The following is a 17,669-nucleotide window of genomic DNA, read 5'->3' on the forward strand; positions in this document are numbered from 1 at the left end:
AAAAAAAGTACCCGGAGCGGGACTTGAACCCGCACGATCGTAATGATCATTGGATTTTAAGTCCAACGTGTCTACCATTCCACCATCCGGGCATCCTAAGATGGAGCGAGAGACGGGATTCGAACCCGCGACCCCGACCTTGGCAAGGTCGTGCTCTACCAACTGAGCTACTCTCGCATTGTGCTATATCTGACGCTAAAATTCAATTCAAACTTTTTGCTCTTTAAAAGAACAAAACTGATTTCAGCAACCGGAATATTCTTGCGATATCTACTTATTAGAACTCTGCCATCCCTTTCGGAAACAGCGATGCAAATATATTGCTAATTTTTTTTTATCCAAAAATAAATCTCAATTTTTGAAATCTATTTTTCGGGTCTTTACGGAAGCTACTTTAAGCCAGTGAGTTTTTTAATTTCATTCAACTTATTTAACGCCTCAATTGGGGTGAGATTATTAATATCAAGGGTGCGAATCTCATCCCGAATAGACTTTAAGACCGGATCATCCATTTGAAAAAAGCTCAATTGAAAGCCTTCGCGCTTTTCAGCCATTCCATCGAGAGGCTTGGCCAGATTATCTTTTCGGTTATCACCTTCCAACTGTAGCAGAATCTCGTCAGCTCGTTTAACGACTGATGGCGGCATACCGGCCATACGAGCCACATGGATCCCAAAACTGTGGTTACTGCCTCCTCGTACCAGTTTCCGCAGAAAAATCACCTTATTACCAACCTCCTTAACACTAACGTTGTAGTTTTTCACCCGACCAAACGATTTCTCCATCTCATTTAACTCGTGGTAGTGAGTCGCAAATAGCGTTTTGGCCTTCGCCTGCGGATGTTCATGAATGTATTCCACAATCGACCAGGCAATGGAGATACCATCGTAGGTTGAAGTTCCACGACCAAGTTCGTCGAGCAAAATCAGACTGCGGTCTGATACGTTATTCAAAATACTGGCAGCTTCGTTCATTTCGACCATAAAGGTTGATTCACCCAGCGAAATATTATCCGAGGCTCCAACTCTGGTGAATATCTTATCAACATAGCCAATACTTGCCGAACGGGCCGGCACATACGATCCCATTTGCGCCATCAGCACAATCAACGCTGTTTGGCGTAACATAGCCGATTTACCGGCCATATTAGGCCCGGTAATGATAATCACCTGCTGCTCGTCCTGATCCAATAGCACATCATTGCTGATGTATTCTTCACCAATAGGCAGCTGCTGTTCAATCACCGGGTGTCGGCCATCTTTAATTTCAATGACTTTCGTATCATTCAACTCAGGCTTCGCATAGTTGTTGGCTAAAGCACAAGTCGCGAATGACAAGAGACAATCCAATCGGGCAATCACCACTGCATTTAACTGAATTGCCTGAATATATTCAGCCAGCGCCACCACCAAATCATTGAACAATTTGGCCTCGAGAGCCAGGATTTTCTCTTCGGCACCCAGTATTTTACTTTCGTATTCTTTTAATTCTTCGGTAATATAACGTTCGGCACTCACCAGCGTTTGTTTGCGAATCCATTCTGCCGGCACTTTATCTTTGTGGGTATTCCGAACTTCGATATAATAGCCAAACACATTATTGAACGCGATTTTCAAGGAAGGAATTCCGGTTCGGGCTGACTCCCGTTCCTGCATTTGAGCCAGGTAATCTTTCCCGGAATAGGCAATTTTACGAAGTTCATCCAATTCTTCCGACACTCCGTTTCTTATCGCATTCCCCTTATGCAAAAGCATCGGTGGATCGTTGGTAATTTCTCGTTCTATTCGCTCCCGGATGGAGAGACACGGATTGAGCTGCTCGGCCATTCGTTTCAGCACCGGGTTGTCGACACTCCCGGCATACTGTTTTATCGGCTCAATTGCCGTCAACGCATTTTTCAGCTGCACCACTTCACGTGGATTAATTCGCCCGACTGCTACTTTGGAAATTATCCGCTCCAAGTCGCCAATATGGCGCAAATGAGTTTCAAGTTCCTCCTTTTCATCCTCCCTCCGGGTGAAATATTCCACCACCGAAAGACGCTCGTTGATCGCGATAATATCTTTTAACGGAAGTGCAATCCATCGTTTCAGCATGCGAGCTCCCATTGGTGAAATGGTTTTATCGAGTACCTGCGCCAGAGTTTTCGCCCCTTCGTTTAAAACACCAAACAACTCGAGGTTGCGGATCGTAAACCGGTCGAGCCATACATATTTATCTTCCTCAATTCGCGACAGCGCTGTGATATGCTGCACCTGATTATGCTGAGTCAGATCCAGATAGTGAAGAATGGCACCGGCGGCAACAACTCCAAAATTAAGTTCCTGAACACCATAACCTTTAAGTGATTTGGTTTGAAAATGACGCAACAAGCGATCGGTAGCAGCATCATCGGTGTACACCCAATCTTCTTGTGTGTAGGTATAGAATTTCCCTCCAAATAATTCGGTAAATTCATTCCCTTTCCCTTTTTGATACAGGACCTCTTTGGGTTTGAATGAATTCAAAAGTTTATCGACATATTCAAAGCTTCCTTCGGCAGTCAGAAACTCACCGGTTGAAATATCGAGAAAGGCAACACCGGCCATCTTTTTATCAAAATGAACTGAAGCCAGAAAGTTATTTTCCCGATGCTCCAAAATATTATCGTTGATTGAGACACCTGGAGTTACAAGCTCTGTGATCCCTCGTTTTACGATCGTCTTGGTCATCTTCGGATCTTCCAGCTGTTCGCAAATCGCGACCCGTTGCCCAGCCCGGACTAACTTGGGCAAGTAAGTATCGAGCGCATGATGCGGAAACCCGGCCAGCTCCACATAACTCGCAGCGCCATTAGCCCTACGGGTAAGCGTAATCCCGAGAATCCCGGCGGCGACAACCGCATCGTCTCCAAATGTTTCGTAAAAGTCACCCACCCGAAAAAGCAAAATTGCATCCGGATGTTTGTCTTTGATGGCATAATATTGCTTCATCAAAGGTGTTTCGACATATTTTTTCTGCTTCGACAAACTAATCTCCTTTTTTGTGTGCTTAGCCAACAAAGATAAACGAAGTGAAGGCAAGTTGAAAAATATGCGTCAGTTGTTCCCCGAAACTTTTCAACAAGTTACGAGTGCGAAAAACGGACGATGGCTTATGAATTTCCCTTCAATATAAACCAACTATGCAGCAACGAGCGACAGAGCAACATTGCAACCAACAAATAAAATCCGGGGATGAATTGCTGAGGTAAAAACAAACTCAACGGGAAAAACAACAGTAGCCATGCCGACAAAACTACCCAATACCAGCGAAAGAGCGGACGCCACTTTTTTATCATCCACAAAAACACGAACGGTAAATTAAGAGCGACAGCCCAAAGCTGATTGTAATTCGCCTTCATTGCCGGGTGTTCCGAGTAAATGAAAAACCAAAGTAAAATTAATCCGATGATTCCATGAATCGACAAAAGCAAGTAATCGACACCATAGCGAACCCGTTGACTTTTTATTTGCCTGAGACTATTCCAGAACACCACCAACAAAGCCAACAATAAAATGAGTTCAGGCGAATAAATTGTGACCCAGGAAACAGTCACCTCTTCGGCCTGGTAAATAACATTGGTCGCTTTCACCAGCGAACGCGTTTCGCCATTGTGGCTGATTGTGGCCTCAGCAAACTGTCGGTAAAGGTACGCTGGCAGAAACATTTCATCGTAAGCCGAAGCCAAGCGATCGGAGGGGCTTCCCAGCACGAGCTGGATACCAAAGTTAGTCCATGGCAATATTTTTTGATAGTCTTCCGCATGCTGTCTAAAGGTTCTCCCCTCTCCTGCAGAGGCAAACAACACGGCACCTTCAACTTGATTTTCAATCACATCGCGCACCCGAGTCGCACAATTATCGTGGAAGAAATTGTAGCGATACTCCCGATTCTCAGGTTTCGCATTATCAATTAAAAAGTCAAGCAGCAGCTGCTTCTCTTCTTTTGTCAGATTCAACACCTGCTCCAGTACACTTCTTCCATTACGAACATACCCATCGTAGAAACTGTCGTAACGCTCCGGAGCCAATAAATAGTCGGTTTTCCCTTTTGCAAAACGATAGACAAAATTAGGCGCATTGAAACTAAACACCCCGTAATTGAATACAACATCCCAATGTCGAACCGGATCATTCACACGAATGGCAGTATGACCGTAAATGGCATGGATCAGATCGCTCGCGCCACAAGTCAACACCGAAATTTCAGCCTCATCGCTTAAGCGAATATTTTGAGATTGCACCGACTGAAGCAGTCCGAGAAATACAAAAAGAATCAGAAATAACCGTTTCACGTTTTTTCTTCAAAAGAAGTAAAAAGCCGGTACATCACGAAATGTACCGTCTAAATTCTCAACACCCCCGAACCTGGGCCTTTCGATTTTTGAATTGAATTGCTGCACGGGACTATTCAACAAAAGAAAAGCTGCCTTCGGAAAGGCAGCTTTCATGTAAATTGATCAGTTAAACAATATTAGCGCCAGGCGCCAATAATCGCTCCCATAGCCATATACGAAACCAAATCGTAACCTGCATGAATTAGGAAAAGGGAAAATTTTTGTTGTTCAAACAGGACTGTAATCAGGCGTGATGTTGAGATCCAAAAGACAGCAATCATAAATCCGGCAAATAAACCGAACCATAAATTAGCTGCCGAGCCTAGAAACAGGGACAACGAAAAGGCTGCGAATAAAGAAGCGATGAAAGAACCCCCAAAAATAACAGGCATGGGAACTGCCCGCTTTTTAAGAGAATCTTCGGTGAAATCATTAAGTTCCATCCATTTTCTTCCAAACAAAATACCGGAATACCAGATTCCTCCAATCAGGAACGTGCTCAATGCGGCAATAACCACGGCCAGATAATTAATAGCATCCAATAGTCCAACCAATTCCATATTTTATTTTGTTCTGTTTTTACTTAATCGCCTTTTCAATTTACAACTATTTTCCAAATGTCACTTATTTAGACTCGATAAACATAGAGAAACTGCTAATTTTAGATAAATTTGTCCGAAATAGAATTTAAACAGAAAACTATGGGATGCACTGGATGTACCATGAAAATGGATTCCGACCGGCCGCAAATGTTAACCACCCACGATTGGTTAAAAGATTTGCCGGATACCAGCCACTTAAGCAAAATAGTGGAAGTCCGTTTCAAGGCAACACATAAAGATTTTTTCAGAAACGAAGATATGCTCTCGCTAAAAGTGGGCGATTTGGTGGTGGTTGCCTGCAACCCAGGGCACGATGTTGGAGTTGTAACCTTAACCGGCACGCTGGCCAAGAAGCAATTTGAACGCAAAATAAAACGGCCTGAGCGCTATAGCTGGAATAAAATATACCGCAAAGCGACCGAAACAGACAAGCAGAAATGGGAAGACGCGAGAAAACGAGAATATGCAGTCCTGGTTCGTTCGCGACAAATTGCGGCCGAGCTCGGGTTAAATATGAAGATTGGCGAAGTAGAGTTTCGAGGAGATGGCTTAAAAGCAATCTTCTATTACATTGCCGATGAACGCGTTGACTTCAGGGAGCTGATTCGTCGGTATGCGCGCGAGTTTCAAATTAAAGTTGAAATGAAGCAAATCGGAGCTCGTCAGGAAGCCGGGCTAGTAGGCGGAATAGGATCGTGTGGCCGTGAACTATGCTGCTCGAGCTGGAGAACCGATTTCTCGAGTGTAACGTCGGATGCCGCTCTAAAACAAGGGCTTTCGCCCAATGCTGAGAAAATGGCCGGACAATGTGGCAAGTTAAAATGCTGTCTCATGTACGAACTGGACAGCTATCTGGAAGCTCAGGACGATTTCCCGTACGAGCTGCTGAATCTGGAAACAGAAAAAGGATTGGCCCGACATTTCAAAACGGAAATTTTGAGCAAACGAGTCTGGTATACGGTTGAAGGAGCATACTCCAACAAGCCGATCGTTCTTGAACTGAAAGACGTAAAAGCGATCATTCAACTCAACAAGCGAGGCAAAAAGCCATCGCTAAACCGCTATTTGGGTGAAGAAGAAAAACCGGTTAACGAGATGAATGTAGGAAGTGCTGATTTGGATTTAATGGAGAAGAAAAAACGCCCAAGTAACAAGCGTAGAAAGCCAAACCAGAATCAGAAAAACAAGCGCCGGCCGATTGTTAAAAAGGTTAAGCCACAATGATAATAGCGAACTCAATACGATGTTTCCGGATCGAAGAATCTAATTTCAGAAAATCCGGAAACTCTTTTTTATAGCAGGAAATTCCGCGTTCAACGGAGCAAAGGCCAGAAGAAAACCACCGCCCCCCGACCCCAACAGTTTCACAAAAATCCCCAGCCGGGCAAGCTCCTCAATCAGCGGCAAGCAAGGCTCCGGGAACATCTCTGAAAAATTTATCAACTGGAAATCGTGCAATCGTTTTAAATTCTCAAAAAACGAATCCGCATCCTGCCGCATAAAAGCGTCAACAACCCCATCATTGACCGGCAAGTAGTTGTCCCGAAAATTAGCCCCAAAATCAGCTTTTGCCATTTTCTCCAGAAAAAGCTTCACCAATGGCGATGTCGCACTGGTCATTCCGGTATCGATCAGATGAACAGCCCATGGCTGGGTATTGAGCGACAGAGCCGGAAGATTGATTTTCCCATCAGAAACACGTACCGGACGGTTAAGGAAGGCAACCAAAGGATCAAGCCCGGAGCTTCGGCCATGAAAATACGATTCCAGCAAAACAAAGTCGGCCTTCAACTGCAAAATTTGATCACCTTCGAGTTCCGGATTGAAATCATCCAAACCCGAAAAGCGACTGTAGCAATCGTACAAGCCGGCACAAAGCGCTCCCGAACTTCCCACGCCGTACTGCAATGGCACATCCGATTCGAAATACAAACCAACTTCCAAATCAACCGACAGGCGGCCAATATCCAACGGGAAGTTCATTTGCAAGGCAATCTGCTCTTGTTCGTACCAACTGACAAAACGCCGCAGCTCGGCATTACTATTTTTCTGATATTCTGACTGTGAAGCCGTATTGGGTGTTGCAAAACAACCACTATACGTCGGAAAAGGGATGGCCAATGCTTTGGCGCCAAACATAAGCCCATACTCGCCAAACAACAGGAGTTTTGCCGGATATCGCTTCATAGCCTATTCTTTTATCGGCCCGTCACCAACCTGATCATCAAGCCATTCACCATTTTCAGTATAATACAAAAGCTCGGATTTTACAAACGCATGAACCTGTGCCTGATCTTCCTTCCAATACAACAAGTGAATATTAGGCCCTGCATCAATTGTAAAACCGACAGGCAAACCCGTCTGTCGCCTAAAATCGCGTATCTGCTCAATAATCTCCAGGCTTCCCGGTTTCAGCAACAGGAACGATGGCGACGAGGTCATCATCAATGCATGCAAACTCAATGCTTCCTGCTCAACCAAATCAATAAAAGCCATGCGTTCATCGGGAGTTTTCATCAGCTGCAACGCCTGCTCTATTGTTTGATTTACCTGCGTCAGACGCGCTGCTTTGTAGACGTGGTTATTCATCAATTCGTGGCCGGCCGAGCTCGACACTTTCTTCGTCTTTGTATCAACCAGCAAAACCGCATCGCACAATTGGAAGTAGCTCTCATGAATATACTTCGACACCGGAATCGCGTAACAATCAGTCGATTCGGGCATGGCCGATGATTTCCCCCACCAGGCGAAACCTCCGTAAACCGACCGCGATGCACTTCCGCTCCCCAGCCGTGCAAAACGAGAGGCTGCCTGAAAAAACTTTTCCTCCTCCGGATTGGCACCCGTTAATTGCCGGTTTAAGTCTGTTAAACAAAGCGCCAACGCTCCAAAAGCGGAAGCAGACGAGGCAATTCCGGTAGAATGTGGGAAGGTATTCGCACTTTCAATTAGCACTGAAAAATCGTTAATCCAGGGAAGTTCAATCGAAAGGGCATCCAGGTACTTAGCGATACGCGTTGCAAAAGGCGATTCTTTCCCTTCAAATAAAAAGCTGAACTTTTTCGACTCCAGCGGTTGTAAGCTCACCGAAGTGCGTGTTCGCGCCTGTTTTAAACTGAAGCTAAGGGAAGGATTCATTGGCAGTTGCTCCGGTTTTTTACCCCAATATTTCACCAATGCGATATTAGAAGGACTCAACCAATTGGACGTATAAGTTGTCATGAATGTTTTTTTTTGAAGGTCGCCGACCAATTTAAATGTTCTGTTTCGGTTTGTAAACAACCGTATAACGTGTTACTATTTCGCCGCGTTCAGGACCAATTCACGCCATGGAAAAACCACCCGCAAACCTTTCTCCTTGAAATAACTTAACACATCACGGTCATTCATTGGCGTAGCGATCAGGTAAAAGTCGCCACCCCAGGCTCCAAGCGATTTCACGTCGCCGTTGAAATCGTGGAAATATTGTGACTTCACCGTTGGACTACCCAGCAGCGATGACACCAACTGTTCGTGTTCGCGAATCAAACGCTGAAAATCGTTGAGTTTTTGAGCCCCGGCGAAAGCTTCCGAAAGCTGATCCATTTGTTCAATCTGATGCCGGGTCACTGCTCCTTCGTTTAAAAAACGGCGCACCTCGTTACGGGTACTTTTTTTCGCTCCCGAATAAATAAAATACAAATTTTCGAGGAACGGATAATCCAAGTCCAGCGGCTCAGGCTGCTGATTCCGACGATAGAAAATCGGCCCTTCAGCCGTAGCACAAGCGATATCGAAACCACTGCCATGAAAGACCAGTTCATTTAATTTGAAAGGATCAACTTTGGCCCAGCTTGCCAAATTCGCGATCAGCGTACTACTACTTCCCAGTCCCCACTGGTTATTGAAGTCGATGTATGTATTCACTTCCAACGGATTAGTTGGATGAAAGTCAGGATTCATTTTCTGAATCGTTCGAAAGGTATCACGGAGAATTTCAGCTTTTTCAACATCCGAGCTATTAACGATCTCAAAGTCGGGCAGCTTTAGTTCGCACGAAAACCAAAGTCCTTCCTGCATAAAAGCTTTCCAGCTCAGGATTCCATTGTCCTTTCCCTCGGTTACTTCCATGCGCTGACCATATTGCAACGGCAATGCAATCGACTTGGCTCCGCACAGCACGAAATACTCGCCGGTGAGCAACAGTTTACCATGTGCCCGATAAGTTTGTTTTATTGCTTTAAGATCCTGCACCATATTTTAAGTATTGCTCCACATCGGAAAAACTCACTTCCTTATTTTCAAAATAAAGGCGTGCGGCGGCTTTTTGTTCATCGGTCGCCTGCAAACTGTTTAAAATATTGCTCAAATGCATTTTCATGTGTCCCTGCTGAATGCCTGTGGTTACCAATGCCCGCACAGCCGACCAGTTAGAGGCCAGTCCGGCAACTGCCAGATATTGCATCAGTTCTTTGGCCGATGGATTTTCGAGTATTTGCATGGCTAATCTCGCCATTGGGTGCAAAGCTGTTACACCACCAACCACGCCAACGGCAAGCGAAAGTTCCATTGAAAACCGAAACAAGCCATCGTGGATCACCGCCTCACTCAGTCCTGAATATTGACCGTTTCTGGCGGCAAAAGCATGTCCTCCGGCTTCAATCGCCCGAAAATCGTTCCCTGTTGCAATGGCCAAAGCGTCTATCCCGTTGAAAATCCCCTTATTGTGGGTCACCGCCCGCGAAACATCATTCCGTGAAACGTGCACCGCTCTGACAAACTTCCCGGCAAACCGGCGCGCATCCTCCGGAGCATCATGCTCCAACAGTTCTTCCACCGGACATTCAACCCAAACGCGAACCCGACTGTCGGGTACATAGTTCGATAAAATAGCCATGACGATTTCAGCCTGACGCTCCTCTTCCCGCCAGTCGTCTTTCGTCGACAACCAGTCATTCAAGCTTCGCCCAAACTGCTCCAAACAAGAATTAATGAAGTTCGCGCCCATCGCGTCGCAAGTATCAAAGGCCACATCAATCTGATAATAATCAGGCAGAATATCTGGCAAATAAAATAGCTCGATCGATCTGATCCCACCACCCCTTTGCTCCATTTTTTTGGTGATTGGCGCTGCGTCAGCACGCAATTTCTGTGCTAAATCGTCGATGTTATCTGTAAGCTTCTTTGGATTCCCCGCCCATAAAAAGTGTAATTGACCTTTCTTCTCCGTTCCCAATATTTCGGCACGAAAACCTCCCCGCTTTGCCCAAAAGCCGGCGGCTTTGCCCAGCGCAGCAACAACAGAACTCTCTTCAGTAACAAGCGGAAACACCCGATACCGGCCGTTGACCAGAAAGTTAGGCGCCACCGAAAAAGGGAAATGAAAATTTGAAAGATGATTCTCGCTGAGCTCAGCGATGATAGCTTGTACTGAGTGATTTTTCGTCTCGAAATCAGCCAGAAAATCGCTTGTTTTGGCATCAAGACTAAGCTGCTCAGTCAACCATGCGACTTTATCGCTTTTGCTGAATTTTGAGAAGCCCGCTATCGGTTTATTTTCCTTCATAATGAGGGTTAATACGCAAATAAGTTTCCGCCAATCGGTAGGCTTTCAATAAATTATCCACATAAATTTTTAAGTCTTCATAGTCACCCGTTGCATGCTTCAGAACGGCCGAGGCCATTCCGAACACAGCCGGCAATTTGCTTTTGGAAACCAGATAGTAGCCATCGAGATAAGTTTTCATGCCACCCGAAATAATCAGCGATTGGCAAGCGATGTCGCACTCTTCAATCAGGCTGTTCACATCTTCCAGCATTTGAGCGGCTGTTTGTCCAACGAAAGCAAATGGCTGGTGAAGCTGTTTCATTGCTTCATCTTCGCGCATCATCTCGAGTTTCGAGAAATTGGTGCCACCATAAGCCGCAAATTCAACAGCAGCCAATGGCATCTTCAGCAAGTGTTTCAGACTCTCTCGCCCCATTCCCTGCCCCACTTCTTTCACAATCAGCGGCACACGAATGCGGGTCATCAATTGCTGAATAGTTTCCAGTGGCGGCTGATTTATCTGGTCTCCTTCAGGTTGAAACCATTCTTGCAGCGGGTTCACATGCACAATCAATCCATCGACGCGCAATTCGCCAACTAGATCAACGATGGCCTGTTCCTGCTTTTTCGCCAAAAGCTGTTCAACCTGCGCGATACCCAAATTAGCCCAAAATGGCTGATCCGGACCGATCTCGTCACGCATATCAAAATCGGCCCAATTGCTTTTATCGAACAGGATTTTACGGCATGAGCCCAAACCCATTCCCAAGCCAAACTCGCGACAGACACGAGCCAAATTTCGGTTGATGTTTTTTGCCACACCAGTCCCGCCGGTCATGCTCGACACCCAAAGTGGAGCTGCCATTTGCTTTCCTAAAAATGAAAATGCGGGCGTGTTCCGGCTTGGATGAGCAGCCAGCAAGGGCTCATAAATAAATCGGCGGTCATGCTCCGGATAGCCGGTTTGTGAGGCGAAAGCCATTTGAATGTGCTCGAGTTTTCGGTCTTTTTCCATACTGTTTGAAAAGTTAACAGGCAAATGTAAACAATGCATTTTCCTATTCCTTCCTTTTGGGTTCAAAATAGTCAATTGAAATTTCCATGATTGGTCGATTGCAAGTGTGTTTTAGCGACAAATTGGCGAGCCGAAAGAAGTCCAAAGCTCCGATTGAAATCATCCGCTGTACGAATCGACCAGGCATAAGTGCACTATTTATCTTTCAGCACATCACGGGAGATAACCATTCGCAATACCTCCGAGGTTCCTTCTCCAATCGACAACAGTCGCTGATCGCGGAAGAAACGTTCAATCGGATATTCGTCGTTGCGAAAAAAACCGGCTCCGCCAAAAATCTGCATCGCTTCGCTGGCCACATCGCTGGCTACCTGCGAACAATACAACTTTGCCATGGCCGACTGTGTTCCGAATGGATGACCATTATCCTTCAACCAACAGGCATGGTAAAGCAAGTTGCGGGCAGCTTCAATTTTTGTCGCCATATCGGCCAACTTAAACGCGATGGACTGAAATCCGGCAATCGCATTACCAAACTGCTTCCGCTTTTTCGAAAAAGAAACAGCCATCTCATATGCTCCCTGCGCCAATCCCAGTCCCATTGCAGCAATCGACAAGCGACCAGAATCGATGGTTTTCAGCATAATTTTAATGCCCTGCCCTCGTTCTCCGAGTTGATCTTCAGCTGAAATTTCAACATCCTTAAAATAAACCATTCCATTATCGGCCGCTCGCCACAGGAACTTTTGCTTCATAAATTCTTTCGTGTAGCCGGGCGTTCCTTTGGAAACCAGAAAGGTGGTAAACTCCTTCTTTCCATCGGGGCGAATACCCGTTTGAGCGACAAAACTAATCCCGGCAACCATTTCGGAAGCGGCATTTGTAATGTATTTTTTATGGCCATTCACCAACCAGCCCTTGTCGGTTTGTACAGCCTGTGTTTGAACTCCCTGAGCATCAGAACCAGCGTTCTCTTCAGTTAAACCAAAAGCCCAAAGATTTTCAGCGGTACACAAGCCGGGTAAATACTTCTGCTTTTGCTCCTCAGTTCCGAAAGCCATTATCGGGCCAATTCCCAATGAGTTATGAGCAGCCAGCGTCGCAGCCATTGAGCTGTCGACACGAGCCAACTCCTCCACTGCAATAATGAAGGAAAGGTAGTCGCTCCCTTGCCCACCATAGGCAACGGGGGCATGCATCCCAAAAATATTCAGGCTACGCATCGACTTCACCAGATCCATCGGAAATTGCTCCAAAGCCTCAAATTCGCCGATTACCGGCTTAATTTTTTCTTCGGCAAAAGCTCGAACTTTGGCTCTCACCTCATGGTGTACTTTCTTTAGTAAAGCGTTCATAAATGGTTTTTCGTTTGGGGTCTCTAACCTATAATATTCAATGTTTTGGGTTTCGGTTTATCGTACCGCAAAATGCTTGCATCATGCGGCCAAATGGATACCTCACCCTTCCAATTCCAATAGTAGTTCTTTGTCCTGTACGGTTTTACCCTTGCTTACATGTAATGTTTTCACAACAGCATCCACCGGACTTTGAATCGTAAACTCAGTTTTCATCGATTCAATAACCAATAATTTTTGTCCTTTTTTCAAAATATCGCCAGCTTCGACAAACACATCAATTACCTTCCCGAACAATTCGGCAACAATTAGCGACTGCCTTTCGCCATTTGCAGCAGTCGACTTCCGCTCAAGCTTTACGTGCGAGGGAATGTGTCGGCTTCTGACGTCAAATCGATGGGTATCGTACTGAATTTCTGTACAATTCGACTTTTCAACCCAATAAACATCATGCCCGGTTCCGTTTATTTTAAAGGAAACGCGCTGATTATTGTAGAAAACGTCGCCAACAGAAAGTGGTTCATTTTTATAGTAAATTAAATAGTCGCTGCGATCTTTCCGGACAACTAATTCAATCTCCTCGCCATTCAACTGAAGTTGAAAAACAGGGTTAATGCGCCAATAGTCCAATTGATTACCCGACGCTTTTGAGCCCGAAAAAAAATGATGCAAAACGTAGGCAATTGCTGGAATCACAGGCAATAGCGCCAGTCGCTGATTCGTCATAGCCCCGAGCAGTACAGCTAAGTTTTGTTCGATATAATTGGTATGCACCGTAAGATTCTGAAATGCCGCATCGCTGACCAGCATGCGCAAAAACGACTGATTCGTTTTAATTCCGCCAAGCAAAAGTCCATCCAGCGCAGTTTGCATTTGAGCTATTGCCTTGTCTCGATCTGATCCGTGCACAATCAATTTTCCGATCATAGAATCGTAAGCCGGAGAAAGCAGCATTCCGGGAGATACAAAGCTGTCCCAGCGAGCATGATCAGGCAGCTGAACAGCGGCAATGGTTCCGGATGAAGGGACAAAATAGTGAGCCGGATCTTCGGCACAAATCCGCACTTCAATCGCATGACCGGACAACTGAATTTCATCCTGAAGCAACGGAAGACCGTTTCCGGCAGCAATTTGTAGTTGCCACTCCACCAAATCGAGCCCGGTTATTGCCTCGGTTACCGGATGCTCCACCTGCAGTCGGGTATTCATTTCCAGAAACCAACAGTTCTGTTTTTCGTCAACTAAAAACTCAATGGTTCCGGCTCCGCGATAGTTGGCCGCCTCTGCTATTTTCAACGCGTACCGATGCAGATTTGCTCTGGTTTTATCCGACAGGTTTGGCGCCGGCGCCTCTTCAACCACCTTCTGATAGCGACGCTGCAAGCTGCAGTCCCGCTCGAAAAGGTGAACGGCATTTCCATTTCCATCGCCCATCAGCTGCACCTCAACATGTCTGGCTTTGGGTAAATATTTTTCAACAAACAACTCCCCGTTGCCAAAATATTCGCGCGCCTGGCGCTGAGCCTGCTGCAAAGCCAATGGTAAATCCGCAGCTTTCGGAACAATCTGCATTCCTTTGCCTCCACCACCGGCAGCCGCCTTCACCAACAACGGGAACTCAAGTTCTGCTATTTCGCGAATAATATCATTCACCGCTCCACGCACTCCAGGAATTACCGGAACACCCAGTTCTTTCACAAAATCAATCGCTTGGGTCTTTTCTCCCATTAAACTAATTTGTTCGGGTGTGGCACCAACAAAACAAATTCCGGCAGCCTCAACTAAAGCCGCGAAGGCAGCATTTTCCGACAAAAACCCATAGCCGGGATGAATGGCGTCAGCGTTGGCATCCAACGCAAGTTGTACCAATTTTTGCTGATTCAGATACGTGTCAGCCAAAGAGCTTCCTTCCAGTAAAAAGGCCTCGTCAGCCATACTTACGTGAAGCGAACCAGCGTCGTCGCCGGCATAAACGGCCAGCGTGCGAACGCCCAACTTCTTCGCTGTTCGAATAATCCGAACCGCTATTTCGCCTCGGTTCGCAATGAGTATTTTATTTATTTTACGCCTCAATTCTCAGTCATTTTTAGTGCGTTCCAGTCGGGTTTCCGCTTATCGAGGAAAGCCCGCATTCCTTCTTGCCCCTCAACCGACTCAACCAAGTCGGCCAACACTGCAGCAGTATATTCACTGCTTTCCGTAGTCACTTCGCCTAAGCCCACTTTTTGAATTAGCTGTTTACATGCCACCAGCGCCGCTGGCGATACCTGTCGCAATTCCGATATCAGTTTGTCGACCACAGCCATACGCTGATCATCGGCAGCGACAAAGTCGACCAACCCGATTGCCTGCGCTTCAGATGTCCAGATTCGTTCGCCGGAGAACATCAGTTTCTTCAGGTTTTGGATTGAAAGCCGTTTGGCTACAAAAGGCAAAATAGTGGCTGGAATGATCCCCAATTTCACTTCTCCAAATGCAAAAGCTGTCGACTTTTCCGCGACAGCGAAATCGCAGGCTGCGAGAATACCATTTCCACCTCCCAAAACATTTTTGTGCGCTGCCGCGATTACAATTTTCGGGAAGTTGTTTATTTTTCTCAGCAGATCGGCCATTTCAAGATACTCGTGCCAATTTTCCGCCTTGTCGCGGTTTACCGAGTTGGCAAACCAGCTTATGTCTGCTCCGGCGCAAAACGAACGCCCTTGCCCGGCAATTACAACAAAACGCACCTCCGGGTTTTCAGCCAGTCCGTCTAGCACGTCATGCAATTCGGAAATCAGCTCCGCATTGATGGCATTGTGCTGCTCTGGACGGTTCAGCAAAATGGTTGCTTTATCGTGTTCAATCTGAAGCAGAATATTTTGATCGTTTTTCATGGTTTTCATTTTTAAGATTTACATCCGGAATACGCCATAATTCGCCTGACGAATTGGTTGGTTGAGCGTGACATTGAAAAGGAATCCCAACAAGTCACGCGTATCTGCCGGATCAAAAATGCCGTCGTCCCATAAGCGCGACGAGCTAAAATACGCTGAGCTTTCCTGATCGAATTGCTCCACCAGATTATTGTTTTCTCCGCTTCCGCCAATGGTTTCCAACACCCCCGACGCCTGCTCGCCACCCATTACCGCAATACGCGAGTGTGGCCACATAAGCAGAAAATCGGGCTCGTAAGCTCGTCCAGCCATCGCGTAGTTTCCGGCTCCGAATGACCCTCCGATTACGAGGGTTATTTTCGGTACAGTTGAATTTGCGACCGCATTAATCAGCTTTGCACCATCGCGGGCAATGCCTTCATGTTCGTATTTCTTGCCAACGATAAAACCACTGATATTCTGTAAAAAAAGCAGCGGAATTTGCCGTTGATTACACAACTGAATGAAATGCGCTCCTTTTCGGGCCGTCTCGGCTGTGAGAAAACTGTGGTTCCCTAAAATTCCAACCGGAATGCCTTTAATTCGGGCGATGCCGGTGAGTAACGTTTTGCCGTATTCAGCTTTGAACTCCTGCAACCGACTACCATCAACCAGTCGTTCAATAATCGCACGCACCTCAATCGGCTTCTTCAAATCAGTCGAAAGGTAGTCATACAACTCCTCTGCCGGGTACACCGGATCAACCGGCGTTTCAACGGTGATTTCCCGTTTACCAACCTTAGGCAAGCCAGCTACTATATCGCGACAAATGCGTAAAGCATGAAGGTCGTCGTCGGCCAAATGGTCGGCTACTCCCGAGATACGGGAATGCACTTCGCCGCCACCCAATTCTTCAGCTGTGACTTCTTCGCCGGTAGCCGCTTTTACAAGTGGCGGGCCACCAATGAAAATGGTTCCCTGATTACGCACAATGATGGTTTCGTCGCACATGGCCGGAACATAGGCCCCACCGGCAGTACAAGAGCCCATCACCACTGCTATTTGCGGAATACCTTCAGCCGACAACCGAGCCTGATTGTAAAAAACCCGGCCAAAATCGAAGCGATCGGGAAAAACCTGCGCCTGCTCGGGCAAATAAATGCCGCCCGAATCGACCAAATAAATGCAAGGCAGATGGTTTTGCCGGGCTATTTCCTGTGCCCTGATATGTTTTTTGATGGTTTCCCGAATATAAGTACCACCTTTCACGGTGGCGTCATTCGCCACAATCATACATTCACGCCCCTGCACCAAACCGATCCCTGTGACAATTCCAGCCGACGGAAAGGCATCGTCATACTGCCCATAGGCCGCAAAGGACGAAAGTTCCACAAACGGCGTTCGCGGATCGACTAAAAAATCGATGCGTTCGCGAGCAAGCAGCTTTCCCCTTCCCCGATGCTTCTCAATGGCTTTGGTTGGCCCATGGGAGGTTACAAAAGCTACCTTCCTCCTAAATTCGGCAACCACAGTTGTGTAATCTGATTGCTTTGAGCTATCAGGCACCGCATGCTCGGCAGAGTGATTGTGTTTAATTTTTTCCATAGTCTGATTAAACAGAAAAAGATTGAAAAATCTCTTATTACGACAAAAAAGCGGGACATAAGTTCATGTTTAAACGATCTTTTTTTAAATGTTCTTAGGCCCGACACCCCCCTATTTGCTCTCAAAATTTCAATCTTATCGATTCAATTTACCTGCAAAATAGTAAAGAATATCTTTATCTGTTTCTATCATCAATACCACGGCCACAAATGATAATTGAAATTTAGCAATAGGGGCGAAATTTCATTCCGAAGAAATCCATTTCCTCACCCGAATATTATTTGCCTTTTCTGTACGCGCTGCCACCAAAAAGAGGGAGAAAGATCGGATCTCGATTTTCAACGAAAAATCAA

At 46.1% G+C, this 17,669-nt stretch carries 13 protein-coding genes and 2 tRNA genes; 1 reads left to right on the plus strand and 14 read right to left on the minus strand.

Features of this window, described 5'->3' with window-relative positions:
• Positions 1-8: 8 nt before the first annotated feature.
• The 5 genes from ABZD21_RS13590 to ABZD21_RS13610 all read right to left on the minus strand — a co-directional run bounded on the left by ABZD21_RS13590 (position 9) and on the right by ABZD21_RS13610 (position 4,917).
• Positions 9-92, minus strand: a tRNA-Leu gene (locus tag ABZD21_RS13590).
• A 9-nt stretch (positions 93-101) separates the two neighbouring features.
• A tRNA-Gly gene (locus tag ABZD21_RS13595) sits at positions 102-177 on the minus strand.
• A gap of 212 nt (positions 178-389) precedes the next feature.
• Complete coding sequence (gene mutS, locus ABZD21_RS13600; protein ID WP_372775580.1) at positions 390-2,972, minus strand: DNA mismatch repair protein MutS; 2,583 nt, start codon at positions 2,970-2,972, stop codon at positions 390-392.
• A gap of 161 nt (positions 2,973-3,133) precedes the next feature.
• Positions 3,134-4,315: a DUF4105 domain-containing protein gene (locus ABZD21_RS13605; RefSeq protein WP_372775581.1), complete on the minus strand. Its 1,182-nt coding sequence runs from the start codon at positions 4,313-4,315 to the stop codon at positions 3,134-3,136.
• Positions 4,316-4,494: 179 nt separating this feature from the next.
• A complete protein-coding gene (locus ABZD21_RS13610) occupies positions 4,495-4,917 on the minus strand; it encodes a DUF1761 domain-containing protein (protein WP_372775582.1) in 423 nt (140 codons plus the stop codon).
• A gap of 141 nt (positions 4,918-5,058) precedes the next feature.
• Between ABZD21_RS13610 and ABZD21_RS13615 the strand changes: the two genes are divergently transcribed.
• Positions 5,059-6,183, plus strand: a complete 1,125-nt coding sequence (locus ABZD21_RS13615) for a stage 0 sporulation family protein (protein ID WP_372775583.1) — start codon at positions 5,059-5,061, stop codon at positions 6,181-6,183.
• A 45-nt stretch (positions 6,184-6,228) separates the two neighbouring features.
• Here the strand turns inward: ABZD21_RS13615 and ABZD21_RS13620 are convergent, their stop codons facing one another.
• The 9 genes from ABZD21_RS13620 to ABZD21_RS13660 all read right to left on the minus strand — a co-directional run bounded on the left by ABZD21_RS13620 (position 6,229) and on the right by ABZD21_RS13660 (position 17,316).
• Positions 6,229-7,146, minus strand: coding sequence for a mevalonate kinase (locus ABZD21_RS13620; protein WP_372775584.1), 918 nt, complete (start codon positions 7,144-7,146; stop codon positions 6,229-6,231).
• Positions 7,147-7,149: 3 nt separating this feature from the next.
• The gene (mvaD, locus tag ABZD21_RS13625) at positions 7,150-8,181 is read right to left on the minus strand and encodes a diphosphomevalonate decarboxylase (protein ID WP_372775585.1); all 1,032 of its coding nucleotides are present in this window, start codon (positions 8,179-8,181) and stop codon (positions 7,150-7,152) included.
• 75 nt (positions 8,182-8,256) lie between these two features.
• Entirely contained in the window at positions 8,257-9,195 is a 939-nt protein-coding gene (locus ABZD21_RS13630; RefSeq protein WP_372775586.1) for a GYDIA family GHMP kinase, read from the minus strand.
• Positions 9,179-10,504 carry a hydroxymethylglutaryl-CoA reductase gene (locus ABZD21_RS13635; RefSeq protein WP_372775587.1) on the minus strand — a complete coding sequence of 442 codons (1,326 nt, stop codon included), beginning with the start codon at positions 10,502-10,504 and terminating at the stop codon, positions 9,179-9,181. The genes ABZD21_RS13630 and ABZD21_RS13635 overlap by 17 nt, the downstream gene beginning before the upstream one ends.
• Positions 10,491-11,501: an isopentenyl-diphosphate delta-isomerase gene (locus tag ABZD21_RS13640; protein WP_372775588.1), complete on the minus strand. Its 1,011-nt coding sequence runs from the start codon at positions 11,499-11,501 to the stop codon at positions 10,491-10,493. Before ABZD21_RS13640 ends, ABZD21_RS13635 begins: the two co-directional genes overlap by 14 nt.
• Positions 11,502-11,695: 194 nt before the next feature.
• On the minus strand, positions 11,696-12,856 hold the full coding sequence (locus ABZD21_RS13645) for an acyl-CoA dehydrogenase family protein (protein WP_372775589.1): 1,161 nt from the start codon (positions 12,854-12,856) through the stop codon (positions 11,696-11,698).
• 102 nt (positions 12,857-12,958) lie between these two features.
• Positions 12,959-14,929 (minus strand): biotin carboxylase N-terminal domain-containing protein, encoded by a 1,971-nt coding sequence (locus ABZD21_RS13650; RefSeq protein WP_372775590.1) that lies wholly within the window; start codon positions 14,927-14,929, stop codon positions 12,959-12,961.
• The gene (locus ABZD21_RS13655; protein ID WP_372775591.1) at positions 14,926-15,732 is read right to left on the minus strand and encodes an enoyl-CoA hydratase-related protein; all 807 of its coding nucleotides are present in this window, start codon (positions 15,730-15,732) and stop codon (positions 14,926-14,928) included. Before ABZD21_RS13655 ends, ABZD21_RS13650 begins: the two co-directional genes overlap by 4 nt.
• 18 nt (positions 15,733-15,750) lie before the next feature.
• Positions 15,751-17,316, minus strand: coding sequence for a carboxyl transferase domain-containing protein (locus ABZD21_RS13660; RefSeq protein ID WP_372775592.1), 1,566 nt, complete (start codon positions 17,314-17,316; stop codon positions 15,751-15,753).
• Between the last annotated feature and the right edge of the window lie 353 nt (positions 17,317-17,669).

Source organism: Mangrovibacterium sp., assembly GCF_041596335.1.
GTDB lineage: Bacteria > Bacteroidota > Bacteroidia > Bacteroidales > Prolixibacteraceae > Mangrovibacterium.

Bases quoted from the DNA above. Each gene is read 5' to 3' on its own strand.
- ABZD21_RS13630 (WP_372775586.1), bottom strand. From the start codon at position 9,195: ATGGTGCAGGATCTTAAAGCAATAAAACAAACTTATCGGGCACATGGT.
- ABZD21_RS13655 (WP_372775591.1), bottom strand. From the start codon at position 15,732: ATGAAAAACGATCAAAATATTCTGCTTCAGATTGAACACGATAAAGCA.
- ABZD21_RS13635 (WP_372775587.1), bottom strand. From the start codon at position 10,504: ATGAAGGAAAATAAACCGATAGCGGGCTTCTCAAAATTCAGCAAAAGC.
- ABZD21_RS13640 (WP_372775588.1), bottom strand. From the start codon at position 11,501: ATGGAAAAAGACCGAAAACTCGAGCACATTCAAATGGCTTTCGCCTCA.
- ABZD21_RS13615 (WP_372775583.1), top strand. From the start codon at position 5,059: ATGGGATGCACTGGATGTACCATGAAAATGGATTCCGACCGGCCGCAA.
- mvaD (WP_372775585.1), bottom strand. From the start codon at position 8,181: ATGACAACTTATACGTCCAATTGGTTGAGTCCTTCTAATATCGCATTG.
- ABZD21_RS13660 (WP_372775592.1), bottom strand. From the start codon at position 17,316: ATGGAAAAAATTAAACACAATCACTCTGCCGAGCATGCGGTGCCTGAT.
- mutS (WP_372775580.1), bottom strand. From the start codon at position 2,972: ATGAAGCAATATTATGCCATCAAAGACAAACATCCGGATGCAATTTTG.
- ABZD21_RS13620 (WP_372775584.1), bottom strand. From the start codon at position 7,146: ATGAAGCGATATCCGGCAAAACTCCTGTTGTTTGGCGAGTATGGGCTT.
- ABZD21_RS13610 (WP_372775582.1), bottom strand. From the start codon at position 4,917: ATGGAATTGGTTGGACTATTGGATGCTATTAATTATCTGGCCGTGGTT.
- ABZD21_RS13645 (WP_372775589.1), bottom strand. From the start codon at position 12,856: ATGAACGCTTTACTAAAGAAAGTACACCATGAGGTGAGAGCCAAAGTT.